The organism is Syntrophorhabdus sp. (assembly GCA_012719415.1).
Classification (GTDB): domain Bacteria; phylum Desulfobacterota; class Syntrophorhabdia; order Syntrophorhabdales; family Syntrophorhabdaceae; genus Delta-02.
The window spans coordinates 27,480-41,495 of the sequence record JAAYAK010000328.1 but is presented as its reverse complement, the minus strand read 5'-3'; the positions used below and the strand labels follow the sequence as shown (position 1 = coordinate 41,495).

13 protein-coding genes are annotated in these 14,016 nt (G+C 57.1%); 4 read left to right on the top strand and 9 right to left on the bottom strand.

Annotation, left to right across the window (positions count from 1 at the left end):
- The 4 genes from GXX82_18505 to GXX82_18490 all read right to left on the bottom strand — a co-directional run.
- A partial coding sequence (locus GXX82_18505) for a hypothetical protein (protein ID NLT25030.1) occupies positions 1–113 on the bottom strand: 113 nt, incomplete at its 3' end.
- Entirely contained in the window at positions 106–2,184 is a 2,079-nt protein-coding gene (gene fusA / locus GXX82_18500) for an elongation factor G (protein NLT25029.1), read from the bottom strand. The genes fusA and GXX82_18505, both read right to left, overlap by 8 nt.
- 10 nt (positions 2,185–2,194) lie before the next feature.
- A complete protein-coding gene (rpsG, locus tag GXX82_18495; protein NLT25028.1) occupies positions 2,195–2,665 on the bottom strand; it encodes a 30S ribosomal protein S7 in 471 nt (156 codons plus the stop codon).
- Between the two features lie 13 nt (positions 2,666–2,678).
- Entirely contained in the window at positions 2,679–3,053 is a 375-nt protein-coding gene (locus tag GXX82_18490; GenBank protein NLT25027.1) for a 30S ribosomal protein S12, read from the bottom strand.
- 416 nt (positions 3,054–3,469) lie between these two features.
- Here GXX82_18490 and GXX82_18485 point away from each other — a divergent pair, with 416 nt between their 5' ends.
- Positions 3,470–4,705, top strand: coding sequence for an OFA family MFS transporter (locus tag GXX82_18485; protein NLT25026.1), 1,236 nt, complete (start codon positions 3,470–3,472; stop codon positions 4,703–4,705).
- Positions 4,706–4,793: 88 nt separating this feature from the next.
- On the opposite strand, the gene GXX82_18480 is transcribed toward GXX82_18485, so the two are convergent.
- The gene (locus GXX82_18480) at positions 4,794–5,768 is read right to left on the bottom strand and encodes a class I SAM-dependent methyltransferase (protein NLT25025.1); all 975 of its coding nucleotides are present in this window, start codon (positions 5,766–5,768) and stop codon (positions 4,794–4,796) included.
- A gap of 77 nt (positions 5,769–5,845) precedes the next feature.
- Positions 5,846–7,834, bottom strand: coding sequence for an acetate--CoA ligase (gene acs / locus GXX82_18475; protein ID NLT25024.1), 1,989 nt, complete (start codon positions 7,832–7,834; stop codon positions 5,846–5,848).
- A 236-nt stretch (positions 7,835–8,070) separates the two neighbouring features.
- Between acs and GXX82_18470 the strand changes: the two genes are divergently transcribed.
- Positions 8,071–8,655, top strand: coding sequence for a carbonic anhydrase (locus tag GXX82_18470; GenBank protein NLT25023.1), 585 nt, complete (start codon positions 8,071–8,073; stop codon positions 8,653–8,655).
- A gap of 87 nt (positions 8,656–8,742) precedes the next feature.
- On the opposite strand, the gene GXX82_18465 is transcribed toward GXX82_18470, so the two are convergent.
- The 3 genes from GXX82_18465 to GXX82_18455 form a co-directional block, all read right to left on the bottom strand.
- Positions 8,743–9,540, bottom strand: a complete 798-nt coding sequence (locus GXX82_18465; GenBank protein NLT25022.1) for a prolipoprotein diacylglyceryl transferase — start codon at positions 9,538–9,540, stop codon at positions 8,743–8,745.
- 90 nt (positions 9,541–9,630) lie between these two features.
- On the bottom strand, positions 9,631–10,248 hold the full coding sequence (locus GXX82_18460) for an HAD family phosphatase (protein ID NLT25021.1): 618 nt from the start codon (positions 10,246–10,248) through the stop codon (positions 9,631–9,633).
- Complete coding sequence (locus GXX82_18455) at positions 10,241–10,885, bottom strand: hypothetical protein (GenBank protein ID NLT25020.1); 645 nt, start codon at positions 10,883–10,885, stop codon at positions 10,241–10,243. The genes GXX82_18460 and GXX82_18455 overlap by 8 nt, the downstream gene beginning before the upstream one ends.
- Before the next feature lie 160 nt (positions 10,886–11,045).
- Here GXX82_18455 and GXX82_18450 point away from each other — a divergent pair, with 160 nt between their 5' ends.
- The gene (locus GXX82_18450; protein NLT25019.1) at positions 11,046–12,035 is read left to right on the top strand and encodes a L,D-transpeptidase family protein; all 990 of its coding nucleotides are present in this window, start codon (positions 11,046–11,048) and stop codon (positions 12,033–12,035) included.
- A 180-nt stretch (positions 12,036–12,215) separates the two neighbouring features.
- A complete protein-coding gene (gene tadA, locus GXX82_18445) occupies positions 12,216–13,943 on the top strand; it encodes a Flp pilus assembly complex ATPase component TadA (protein NLT25018.1) in 1,728 nt (575 codons plus the stop codon).
- Positions 13,944–14,016 lie beyond the last annotated feature (73 nt).

The window sequence follows — 14,016 nt, the reverse complement described above, 5'->3', positions numbered from 1 at the left end:
TTGGAAAGACACCTCGTGATGGCGCTCGTGAGGGTGGTCTTCCCGTGATCTATATGTCCGATGGTTCCTATGTTCACATGTGGTTTCGTCCGTTCAAACTTTTTCTTACCCATAGAGGACCTCCGTGGCGAATTTATCTTTTCTTTTTAGATTCTGTAATATGTTGGATGGTACGGGATGGTAGTGAAAGAACTCCATGCTGGAATAGCCGCGTCCCTGAGTCAGCGACCGGAGCTGCGTCGTGTATCCGAACATCTCGTCGAGAGGAATGTGGGCCAGGACGTGTTTGAAACCGCTGCGTTCGTCCACCTCGAGGACCCTGCCCCTGCGCGACGTCGCGTCCCCGATCACGGCACCCATCGACTCAGGCGGACAATGGATGTCGACCTTCATAATGGGTTCAAGGATGACCGGGTTTGCCTTCGATACCGCTTCCTTCACCGCGATGGACCCGGCGAGCTTGAATGCCAGCTCGGAAGAGTCGACGTCGTGGAAGGACCCGTCTGTCAATTCCACCTTGACGTTGATGACAGGATAGCCCAGATAGACGCCCTTTTCCAGCGCTTCCCTGATGCCCGTTTCGACGCTGCCTATATACTCCCTCGGGATGGCGCCGCCGATGATCTTGTTCTCGAAGACGAGCTCCGAGCCGTCGTGGGGCGCGATGTTGATGACGACGTGACCATACTGGCCGCGGCCGCCGGACTGCTTGATATATTTCCCCACCGCCGAGGCAGGCCTCGTGATGGTCTCACGATAGGCGACCTGGGGCGGTGACGTCACCATCTCAAGATTGTGCTCCCTCCTGGCCCTGTCCATGATGATCTCGAGATGGAGCTCGCCCATCCCCGACAGGATCACCTCGCCTGTCTCGCCATCGAGCCTCACTGTCAACGACGGGTCTTCAACGGTGTACTTGTTGAACACGAGCCACATTTTCTTCAGGTCGTCTTTCTTCTTCGGCGCGATCGCGCAGGACAGCACGGGTGACGGGATCTCGATGGTCTCGAAGACGACGTCGTGTCCAATGGATACCAGCGTATCGCCGGTCACCGCGTTCTTGAGCCCCACGACGGCGCAGATATCGCCGGCGCTGACCCTCTTCACCTCTTCGCGCTTGTTCGCGTGGAGCCTCAGGATCCTCCCCACGCGCTCCGATCTGTCCCGGGAGGTATTAGTAATGGTATCGCCCGCCTTGATCTCGCCGGAATAGACCCGGATATAACTCAAGTGGCCTACGAAAGGATCGGTCATTATCTTGAAGACGAGCGCGCTCATGGGCTCGTCGGCGGTTCCCTTGAGGCTCAGTTCCTGTCCTTCCCCCGTCCAGCACTGATAGGGCGACACATCATCCGGGGAGGGGAGGTAATCGACGATGGCGTCGAGGAGCGGCTGAATGCCTTTGTTCTTGAAAGCGCTGCCACACAGGACAGGGAGTATCCTCCCTTCGAGCGTCCCCTTTCTGATGGCGCTCTTGACCGTATCGACGTCTATGTCGCCGCCTTCGAGGTAGCGTGTCATTATGTGGTCGTCGATCTCGGCAAGGCTTTCGAACATCGCCTCCCTCAGGGAATGGACCTTGTCCCTGTATTCCTCCGGAACCTCTTCATCGGCACAGTCGAGACCCAGACGGTCCCTGTCGTACCTCATCATCTTCTCGGTGATGATGTCGATGACACCTATGAACTCGTCGCCGTTCTTGAGAGGTACCTGGAGCGCGAGCGGGTTTGCCCGGAGGATGTCGCGCATCATGCCGGTGCACTTGTCGAAGTCCGCGCCGGGCCTGTCCATCTTGTTGATGAAGCCGATACGGGGAACACCGTATCGGTCCGCCTGTCTCCAGACGGTCTCCGACTGCGGCTCGACGCCCTCGACACCCGAAAAGAGAGCAACCGCCCCGTCAAGGACGCGCAGCGACCTGCCGACCTCGATGGTGAAATCGATATGTCCCGGAGTGTCTATAATATTGATGCGATGGTCGCGCCAGAAGCAGGTGGTCGCGGCGGCGGTGATGGTGATGCCCCGTTCCTTCTCTTCTTCCATCCAGTCCATCGTTGCCGCCCCGTCGTCAACTTCCCCTATCCTGTTGTTGACGCCGGTATAGAAAAGGATCCGCTCCGTCGCGGTCGTCTTGCCCGCGTCGATGTGCGCCATGATCCCTACGTTTCTGACCCGATTGTTCATTGTAAACCTGTTACCACCTGTAGTGGGCGAATGCCTTGTTGGCCTCGGCCATCTTGTGGGTGTCCTCTCTTTTCTTGACCGCGCTTCCCTTGTTGTTGTAAGCGTCGATCAGTTCACCCGCAAGCCTCTCCATCATCGTCTTTTCTGAACGTGCACGGGAATAGCGGATAAGCCATCGTATGCCGAGGGAGAGTTTTCTGTTGAGCCGCACCTCCACAGGTACCTGGTAGGTAGCGCCGCCGACACGTCTCGCCTTGACCTCGATCTCCGGCTTGATGTTGTCGAGGGCCTTGTGGAAAACCTTGAGACCTTCCTCTTTGAGCCGCTCTTCGATGAGGTTTATCGCGCCGTATACGATCCCCGAGGCCGTGCTTTTCTTGCCGTCGAGCATCACACAGTTGATGAGCCTCTGAACCATCATGTCATTGTACTTGGGATCGGGCAGTTTCTCCCGTTTCGATATGTGTCCTTTGCGTGGCATTTCTTATGCTCCCTTATTGTTTCGGCTTCTTTGCCCCATACTTGGACCTGCTCTTCTTCCTGTTCGCGACACCGCTGGCATCGAGCGATCCCCTGATGATGTGGTAACGGACACCGGGAAGGTCTTTTACCCTGCCGCCCCTTATGAGGACAACGGAGTGCTCCTGCAGATTGTGGCCGATGCCGGGGATGTATGTCGTCACCTCGATGCTGTTCGTAAGCCTCACACGGGCAACCTTCCTCAATGCCGAGTTCGGTTTCTTCGGCGTCGTCGTATAGACCCTGACGCAAACCCCCCTTTTCTGCGGGCAGTTTGTCAGGGCGGGAGATGAGCTCTTCTTTTTGACGGCTTCTCTCCCAAGCCTCACTAATTGGTTAATAGTAGGCATCAATACCTCCAAAAAAATAATCCCTCATCATGACGGGATATAGGTCATAACTGGCGTAAAAAGCAGTGCTATATTAAACGATTACCTCTTTTAATGTCAAGACTTTTTTGGATTCCCTTCAAGAAAAGACCCGCTCTTCGCCGGGGTGTGAGGATCGGAAAAATCGCAAAAAACGGGAAACATGAGGCATCAGTTTCGTCAGAAATTTGTAACTAATCGAAATAACGGAAGAAAAAAGCGAAATATTTTTTTCGAAATGCCCCGGGGGAAGGCAGAACAGGCGACGACTGGCCCGTAAACCTTGTGAACTATGGCACAGAAAATCCTTGACATCATTCATCCGGTATACTAGTTTTCAGCATATTCGTTTAAAATAGGGGATAAGCGCATTTATTCAAATCAGGGGAGGTAGGTATATGTCGGATAACGCGAAGGTCTTTGGTATGTCCGCGAACGCCGGGAGGTGGGTGTTCGTGGTCCTTGGCATGATCATCAACCTGTGCCTTGGAGCTGTCTACGCATACAGTGTGTTCAAAGGACCACTGGAAAAGCTGTTTCAGGCAACAGCAAAGCAGGGCAACATGCCTTTCATGGTCTTCATAGCCATCTTTGCCCTTTTCACGTTCCTGGCAGGCCGGTTCATCGATAAGCTCGGCCCCCGGATCGTCATGATCGTCGGTGGCGTCATCGTCGGTTTGGGATGGATGCTGGCGAAATTCTCCGGCAGCATCACCATGGTCTCGATCACGTACGGAATCATCGGCGGCGCGGGCGTTGGCCTCGTGTACGGCGGGCCGGTCTCTGTCTGCACGAAATGGTTCCCTGACAGAAAGGGCCTCGCCGTCGGTCTCGCCCTGCTCGGCTTTGGAGGCTCCGCCTTCATCACGGCGCCGCTGGCCAAGTCCCTCATCGCATCTTCGGGACCTCTCAACACGTTTCTTTACATGGGTGCCGGGTTTCTCGTTGTCACCGTCATCCTGTCCATGTTCATGAAGTTCCCGCCGGCAGGATGGAAACCGGCAGGATGGAACCCTCCCCAGGCCACGGGCGGCGGCGCCAGCGCCATCACCCCGGGCGGCATGCTGGCGACATCGAGCTTCTACGGCCTCTGGATCTGCTATCTCTTCGGTACGACCGCCGGTCTTATGGCAATAGGCGTCTCGGCAACGGTAGGTGGTGAGGTCATCGGCCTCGATGTCGGCACCGCGGCGTTCCTTGTCTCCATATTTGCCATATTCAATGGTATAGGCAGACCCATCTTCGGCTCCCTGGCGGACAAGATCACGCCCCGGTACGCAGCCATTGTCACCTTTGTCATCATAGGCGTATCCTCCCTCATGATGCTCGGCGCCGGCAAGGGTTCCGTGGCTATCTTCGCCGTTGCCTTCTGCGGTTTCTGGCTCACCCTTGGCGGCTGGCTCGCCATCGGCCCGGCCAGCACGGCGTCCTTCTTCGGTCTTGAGGGGTACGCGCAGAAATACGGCATCGTCTTCAGCGCCTACGGTCTCGGCGCCATCGTCGGCGGCATCATTTCCGGTATGGCGAAAGACACCTTCGGAAGCTACACGGCAGCCTTCTGGCCCACCCTGATACTCAGCATAGTGGGCATCTTCGTCGCGTTCTTCCTCCTCAGGCCGCCGAAGGCAAAGTAGGCTCACAAAGCGCTAAACAAAAGAGGCATGGCAACATGCCTCTTTTTTTGCTATAACCCCCTCGCCCTCAACTCCTCCCTGTCCCCTATCATCCCCCGTCCTCTTCCTTCACCATCACCAGGTACTCATACTCGTACAGGTCGCCGATGAAGTGGTAGATCATCTCTTCGGAGTCGCTGTAGAGGCCCCTCGTGGCAAGGATCGCCTTCAACTCCTCCGTGATGTTGGGCACGATGTAGTCGGCAAAGGGGCCGCGGACGGTCCTGTAGCCGTAATATTCGGCTATGCGGCGCAGGTGGGAGAACTTGATGGTGTATTCGTCGTGGCCCTTTAAGCGGATGCGCCGGGGGTTGCCGTCGAACGCGAGGGGCATGTACGGCTTAAGGGCCGGAGGAAGGGCCGCTTCACAGCTGTGTTCCCCTATGAAGATGCGGGGCACCTCTGAAGAACAGAGCTTCTCGACCATCTCCAGAGCCCCGAGGTTGACGTTGAAGGGAGTCTGCGATATCTCGAGGTTGTAGGTGTCAAAGAGACGGCATATCCTCCAGGGCAGGTCACCGGCTCCCTCCCGGTCCTCGAAGACCCGTTGGTCCACGTCCACCGCCGTCGGAAAGTCACCGAGGTTCTCGTTGAGGATCACCAGCTCGAAGCGCTGAAGGGTTGCGGCGTCCGCCTCCAGGGCATCCTGCAGCACGTAGGATACATCGTGACCGGCCAGCGTCTCCCGCTGTTTCCCGAGGAGCGCCGGTGAGATGTCCATGAGACAGGGACGCAATCCGGGGTTCCTCTCCAGGAAATCCTTCATAAGGTAGCCGTAGCCGGCTCCGATCTCGAGGATGGACGTCATGTCCATGAGGGGCATGAAACAGCTGAGATGGTCATAGAGCAGATGCCCGTAGGAAGCATCCTTCTCGAGGACCCGGCGCATCGGCGTACCGGCGGGATGGAGGGAATTGCAGACGGTCAGCTCCCACCCCAGACCGTCGATCTCCTGTCTGTGATACGCTTCCGTCGTGCTCAGCCGGCAGGTGCCGCCGAAGGTTGACAAGTCTCTCTCGTCCATGGACTGCCCTCACAAAAAGAAGCCCCCGGGTATGATCCCGGGGGCCTCGCATTGCCTTTCAAGAAGGCGGGCCGGTCTTACTGCCTGCCCTTTACGATCTCGTCGACAACTGACGGATCTGCCAGCGTGGTGGTATCGCCGAGCTGATCGATCTCGCCGGAGGCGACCTTTCTCAGGATCCTTCTCATGATCTTGCCGGAGCGTGTCTTCGGCAGACCGGGTACGAACTGGATCTTGCCCGGTGATGCGATGGGGCCGATCTCTTTCCTGACGTGGGCAACGAGCTCTTTCTTCAGAGCATCCGTTCCCTCAACGCCTGTCTTCAGGATGATGTATGCGTAAAGGTCCTCGCCCTTGACTTCGTGCGGGAAGCCGACAACCGCGGATTCCGCGACTGCCGTGTTGAAGGAGTTGAGGGCTGCCTCGACCTCTGCGGTTCCCATCCTGTGACCGGATACGTTGACGACGTCGTCGATACGGCCCATCAGTCTGAAGTAGCCGTTCTCGTCCTTCAACGCACCGTCACCGGAGAAGTAGAATCCCGGCTGCTGGACGAAGTAGGTATTGAAGAATCTTTCAGGTTCGCCGAAAACGCCTCTCATCATGCCAGGCCATGACCTGCCGATGCAGAGCTCGCCCTGCTCGTTCATGGGCGCGTCCACCGCAGGTTTGCTGGCGTCGGGGCGTGACTGGAGCGCGCGGGCGTCAACGCCGAAGAATGGAAGCGTCGCGTAGCCCGGCTTTCCCGGCCACGCGCCAGGAAGAGAGGTGATGAGGATGCCGCCTGTCTCCGTCTGCCACCAGGTGTCGGCGATGGGGCATTTCTCTGCGCCGATATACTTGTGGTACCACAGCCACGCCTCGGGGTTGATCGGCTCGCCGACTGAACCGAGGAGTCTCAGGGAGGAGAGGTTCCTGCCCTGCGGCCACTTCTCGCCTTCTTTCATGAGGGCCCTGATGGCTGTCGGGGCGGTGTAGAAGGTGCTGACCTTGAATTTCTCGACGATCTGCCAGAACCTGTCGGGGTTCGGGAATGTCGGGACGGACTCGAAAACGATCGAGGTCGCGCCGTTGCACATCGGACCGTAGACGATGTAGCTGTGGCCCGTTACCCAGCCGATGTCGGCGGTGCAGAAGAAAACGTCTTTATCTTTGTAATCAAAGATGTATTTGAATGTTGAATAAACGTAGACCATGTAGCCGCCGACGGTGTGGAGAACACCCTTCGGCTTGCCCGTTGAACCTGACGTGTAGAGAATGAACAGCGGGTCTTCCGCGTCCATCATCTCGGCGGGGCAGGCGTCCGTGATGTCGGCCGCTGCCAGTTCTTCCTCGAACCAGGTGTCGCGGCCGGCCTTCATCGGGACGTCGAAGTTGTCGAGTCTCTTGACGACGACAACCTTGTCCACGGTGTGGCCCTGCTCAAGACACAGATCGCAGGCCTTATCGGCGTTCGCCTTGGAACTGACGGTCTTGCCGGAACGCCAGTAGCCGTTCGTCGTGATGAGCATCTTTGCGCCGGCGTCGAGGATCCTGTCGCGGAGCGCCTCAGCGGAGAACCCGCCGAAAACGATCGTATGGACAGCACCTATCCTTGCGCATGCGAGCATGACAACGGGAAGCTGCCAGATCATGGGCAGGTAGATGGCAATCCTGTCGCCCTTGCGGACGCCTTTCTTCTTCAACACGTTGGCGAACTTGGAAACCATGGAAAGCATTTCCTTGTACGTCAGTTTCACGACATCGTCTTCCGGCTCGCCCTGGAAGAGGATGGCGACCTTGTCGCCCTTACCCTTCTCGACCTGGGCATCGAGGCAGTTGTAGGCGATGTTGGTCTTGCCACCGATGAACCATTCCACTTCACCCTTCGCGAAGTCTTCCCTGTTGACCTTCAGCCACGGTTTGAACCAGTGGAGCTCTTTCGCGATGCCGCCCCAAAATGTTTCCGGGTCCTGAATGGACTGTTTCCACATCTTTTCGTATTCATCGCGGCTCTTCACGTAGGCCTGGTCGACGAATTCCTTAAGGGGTGGATACAATCTGGTTTCTTCTGTTGCGTCTGCCATACATAACCTCCTTATTGATTTTAAATGAAGCTGCCCGTATTTAAGCTTAAGCTACCCGTATTTAGCTTATTGAACAGACTATTTTAAACGCGCCGGGTGGTGATGTCAATAAAATTTTGTTAATCTTTTCACAATACTTGTAGGCCTTGAAGCACCCACAGCCACCGCGGCCTTTTAGCTTGATGAAGACGCATAAATCCATTATGATACTTTCTAAAAAACCAGGGGGAACTATTATGGCCAAGGATTCCCGAATCAACGACGCACTGCAGACCCTTCTCGACGGCAACGAGCGTTTCGCCGCCATGAAACAAACACACCCCAACCAGGACCGGGCCCGCCGCGACGAGGTCAAGGCCGGCCAGAGGCCCTTTGCCGTCATCGTCGGATGCTCCGATTCCCGCATCCCTCCCGAGATCCTCTTCGATCAGGGCATCGGTGACCTCTTCATCATCAGGCTTGCCGGCAACATCGTCGATGACATTGCTCTCGGGAGCATCGAGTACGCCGTCGACCACCTCGGCACTCCTCTCGTCGTCGTCCTCGGCCATTCCAAGTGCGGCGCCGTGACGGCGACAGCGCAAGGCGGCGAGACCCACGGCCACATCGGCAGCATCGCCAGTGCCATTCTCCCCGCCCTTGACAACGTCAGGGCACAACCCGGCGACCTCATCGACAACGCCATCAGGGAGAACGCAAAACTCGTCACCGCAACCATCGCGTCATCGAAACCAATGCTGGAGAAGATGGTGAACGAGGGAAAGATAGCGGTCATCCCCCTCTACTACGACATCGACACGGGCCTGGTGGAAAGGCTCTAGAAACAGTTACAGGTTTCAGGTTTCAGGTTAGAAACAGGACGATCAGGCCTCTCTCCTTTGCCTGAGACTTGAAACCTGGAACTGTTTCTAACTGTTCTTTCGTCGCTCCAGCAGGGGAAAGAGGAAAAACTTCAATCCAATGCCGATGAGGACCATGATGAGGCTCAGGACCTGGCCCATGCTGAAGGGACCAAGGACGGAGCCGAGTTGCACGTCGGGGAGCCTGAAGAACTCGCAGAAGGTCCTGAACAGACCGTAGAGGATGAGAAAGAGCGCAAAGACATCGCCCTCTCGCTTTTTCCTGTCCTTGTAGAACCAGAGGATGACGAAAAGGAGCAGTCCCTCGAAGAAGGCCTCGTAAAGCTGCGAGGGATGGCGGGGAACCGGGCCGCCGTGGGGAAAGACCATGGCCCAGGGGACATCGGCCGGTTTACCGAAGAGCTCACCATTGATGAAGTTTCCAAGCCTTCCCAGGCAGATCCCTACGGGGGCCGCGGGGATAACGAGGTCCGCCGTGGCGCGGAAGGGAAGCTTCTTCCTTATTATTATGATGACGCTGGCGATGAACGCGCCGGCGAGACCCCCGTGAAAGGACATACCGCCATGCCAGACCATGAATATTTCGAGGGGGTTCTCGATATAGAACGGGAGATTGTAGAAAACCGCGTATCCCAGGCGGGCGCCGACGATGAGCCCTATAATAAGGTAGAAGAAAAGGTCGTCCACCGCCTCCCGGGGGACCTCGGGCTTCCTGCCCCCGCGGAGCTGGTACACGGTAAGCCCGTATCCGGCCAGAAACCCCAGGATATACATGAGCCCGTACCATCGCATGGCAAAAGGGCCGATTCTAAAAATGACAGGGTCTATCTCGGGAAAAGGAAGCATGGGTCTCCTGGGAAACAAGGTCATGGGTTATAGTCATGGGAAAAGAGGCTTTCCGCCCATTACCCATCACCCATTACTATCACCCCTCTTCTATACGCAATTCTCTCGTATGACCTTCCAGACGTCCGCGGCCTCCCTGAAGACTATCCCGGGGATGCCGTAGCCCGCGGCCGCCGCGACGTATTCGGGGATGTCGTCGATATACAGCACCTCGTGCCGCTCCAGCGACCGCGCCTCGAATATCATGTTGTAGATCTTCTCCTGCGGTTTCTTCGCGCCCACCTCGAAGGAAAGTATCCATTCATCGAAATGGTGTATTATGGGAAACCTCTCCATGACATAGGAAAAATGGAGCTCGTTCGTATTGCTCAAAAGGACGATGGGGTATCCCCTTTCCTTGAGGTAAAGGATGATCTCGCTGACCGCCGGGTCTTCCTCGAATATGTCGTTCCATGCCTCCTTGAACTCTTCGGGCTCCATTTCAAGTTTGTACCTCTCCTTGATCCTCCGGTAGAAATCCTTCGAAGACAGGCGGCCTTCCTCGTATGCGTTCACGAATCCCTTCTCACGGTCGAAGAGATACCGGAAGATGTCGTCGGGGGTGAAACGGTCCTTGATGGTCGAGGCCTCGTGCAGCTTCACCGCTATCTGCCGGTGTTCGAAGGGAAGGATCACATTGCCCAGATCGAAGACAAAGAGCTTAATCATAGGGGAATATCTTCACAGGCTGGAATCGGGCGTAGAGACCGAGAGGGTCCACGAGATGCCGCCATCCGGCTATGTGCAGGAAACGCTTTCCGCTGAAACGTTTCGCAAGCACTCCGATACCGCGGCACATATACCCGTCGCGCAGCGCCATCTCGTCGGTGTATGAAAATGCGGTGACTCCCGACCGGAAGTAAAGGCTTGCCAGGACATTCTCCGTTGTACGACCCGGGCGATCTCTGAAGGTCAGGCTCTTCTCCACGTTTTCCGGACTTGTGAGCTCGTCTATCCCCCGAAGCTTCGTCCAGGAAAAAAAGTCCATATCGACAGGATACAGGCGCGCGCCGCGCCGCCTGCAATACCCGTCGGCGATAGCGAACTCGCGTGGGACATCCACGTAGGCGTAAAGGTCGTCCACATCCCCGGGCGAACAGCAATGACCTTCGCTCCGCAGGGAGCGAAGGATATCATCTATCCTTTTCCGGTAGACCTTTCCCATCGCCTGCCGGAAGGCAAGGCCGTAGGGGGACAACTCCAGCGTGATGACTTCGGGTGCCAGCACATCGATCCATTTTGCGAGGAGCTCATCGTTTCGCCTGTCCCGGTGGATGATCCCCAGCATGTGGAATGAAAAGGGCAAAATTTCGTCATCAAGGCGCGCCATGGTTAAATTTACGCATGACCCCGGGGACGTTTCAAGAAAAATGTATGGACCGCCCCATTGTATTTCTCACTTTTTCTGTTGTCAATTTCCCCGAGGTATAATAGAATAACCTCCTGTTATACCTATGAAAACATCAATGAAAACGATGCTCTGCATCTTCTGTCTTCTCTTTGCCGGTCAGGCGCTGGCGGCAGACATGATCATCGGCGGCGATGTGACCCACACCGTGGGCAAGGGCGACAACCTTTACCGCCTGGGCGCCAAATACGGCGTTTTCTGGAAGAACATCGCCCGTGACAACGGGCTCGACGAGAAGCAGCCCCTTGCGGAAGGCACCGTCCTGAAACTGAACACACGCAAGATCGTGCCCCGCATGATCGACAACGGCATCATAGTCAACATACCCGACAGAACCCTTTACTTCTTTCAGGACAAGCAACTGATGGCCCTTCCCGTCGGGCTCGGGGCCATTTTCGAGAATGATTACAGCGACTGGAAGACGCCGGAAGGCAAGTTCCGGATAACGGGGAAGAGGAAGGACCCGACATGGTATGTGCCGGAATCGATACAGATCGAATACGCGCTGAAGGGCAAACCCGTCGAAGAATCCGTTCCCCCCGGCCCGAAGAACCCGCTCGGGAAATACGCCATCAAGACGTCGCTGCCGGCCGTGCTCATCCACGAGACCATCTGGCCGGGGAGTGTCTACAGGTATATGAGCCATGGATGCATACGGATGCTCAGGGAACACATCGAGCAGCTCTTCCCCCTCGTTGAGGTGAACATGCAGGGGGAGATCATCTACGAACCGGTGAAGATCGCACAAACTGCGGACGGCAGGACCTACGTCGAGGTCCGCACCGACGTGTACAGGAAATACCGTTCCATCAGGGGACATCTCACGAAGCTCCTCGAGAACCGGAGCGTTGCCGACAAGGTGGACTGGCAAAAGATAGACAGGCTCATCAAGGAGGAATCGGGGGTGGCGGAGGACGTGAGCCTTCAACCGCCAAAGGGCCCCTCCCTGGACGGTACCGCCTCGAAGGCCGGTTTCACGGGCCGCATCATCGATTTCTTCAAGGGAAAGTTCAGAAAGACCGAAGACGTGAGCCGCCCGAAGCTGTAAGACAGGCTTCAGGTCACAGGTCGCAAGTCACAGGTTCTCAAAACCATAGACACCCGCTGGACTCTACCCGATGAGCACGCGTCCCGGGTCTTGTCACGGTTCTCGCCTGAGACTTGAGACCTGCGACCTGGGACGTTTTTTCGGTTTGCCATTATCTCCCTTTTCTCTTACAATAGACGCATGACGACACGCTTGAAGAAGGACTCCCCCGACGGAAGGCTGGCCGCCTTCCTGACAGACCAGAGGCTCATCCCTCCGGGTGAGCTCGCCACGGCCCTCGAGGTCCTGAAGACACGCGGCGGATATCTCAGCGAGGTGCTCGTGAGCCGGGGACTCATGCCGGAGGATGATGTCGCGTTCGCGCTGTCGCAGGAGTTCAATGTCCCGCTCCTGTCATCACAGAACGGTTCCATGAGGCCCTCCGACGACCAGGACCTCAGAAAGCTCATACCGAAGCAGTTTGCCCTGAGGAACGTCATCCTCCCCCTCTCCCGCGACGGCAATGTCTTTACCTGCGTCATGTTCAACCCTCTCGACGTGATGCTCATCGATGAACTCAGGAAGATCACCGGCTGCGAGATCAACACCGTCGTGGCGACCAAGTCGGATATACTGCGCGCCATAGAGGGTTTCTACGATACGACGGTGATCGCGCCGAAATTCCAGCAGCACGGCCACACGGTAAAAAGCCTCGATCTGAGATCGCCCGACTCCCGGGACGATTCCATGGGCATAGAGAGTATCGTCGAGCGCGCCAAGGCCGCCCCGGTGGTGAAGCTCGTCGATCTCATGCTCTGGCAGGCGATCGATAAACGGGCCTCTGATATCCACATCGAGCCCTTCGAGGACCAGATATCCCTGAGGTACCGCATAGACGGCAAACTTTACGAAATGGCGCCGCCCCCGAAACATCTCCACCTTCCCATCGTCTCACGTATAAAGATCCTCTCGGGCCTCGACATAGCGGAGAAACGGCTTCCCCAGGACGGGACGTTCATGGTCAAGCTCAAGGACCGGACCATTGACCTTCGCGTCTCCGTGATACCCACCATCTACGGTGAGAAGGTCGTGTTGCGCATACTCGACAGGACGGGGGTCGTCTTCGAGCTCCCGGAGATGGGCTTCGAAGATGAGGACCTCGCAAAGCTGCGGTCGGCCATCTTCAGTCCCTACGGCGTCGTGTTCCTCACCGGCCCCACGGGCAGCGGAAAATCGACGACGCTCTACGCCATCCTCCAGGAGATCAGGTCGTCGGAGAAGAACATCCTCACCGTCGAGGATCCCGTCGAATACCGGCTCGCCGGCATCAACCAGGTGCAGGTCAAGCCCGAGATCGGGCTTACCTTCGCGTCGGCCCTGAGGGCCTTTCTGCGGCAGGACCCCGACATCATGCTCGTCGGCGAGGTCCGCGACCTCGAGACGGCGGAGATCTGCGTCCGCTCGGCGCTGACGGGCCACCTCGTGCTCTCCACGCTTCACACCAACGACGCGCCGTCGGCGGTGACGAGGCTCATCGATATCGGGGTCGAACCCTACCTGCTCGCGCCGACGGTGCTGGCCGTCGTCGGCCAGAGGCTCGTGAGGAAGCTCTGCCCGGAATGCAAGGAGGCCTACAGGCCCGCCACGAAGGACCTGGGCTCCGTGAAACTCAATGCCGATACGATCTACCGCGCGAAGGGGTGCCCCGCCTGTAACAACACCGGGTACCGGGGACGGACCCTGATCGCGGAGATAATGTCCTCTTCGGAGGAACTCAAATCCCTCATCACCCACACCGTCTCCTACCAGAACATGCGCGAGACGGCGCGCAAACTGGGCATGACCACGCTCTACGAGTCGGGCCTCAAAAAGGTCGAGAAGGGGATAACAAGCCTGGAAGAAGTAATGAGCGTGACCTTCGGAATCTGAAAAAAGGGTTCAAGGGAAAGATCGCGAAAGAACGGCGGTTGTCAACAGGAGGACCGGGTAGCGTATTTCAGGT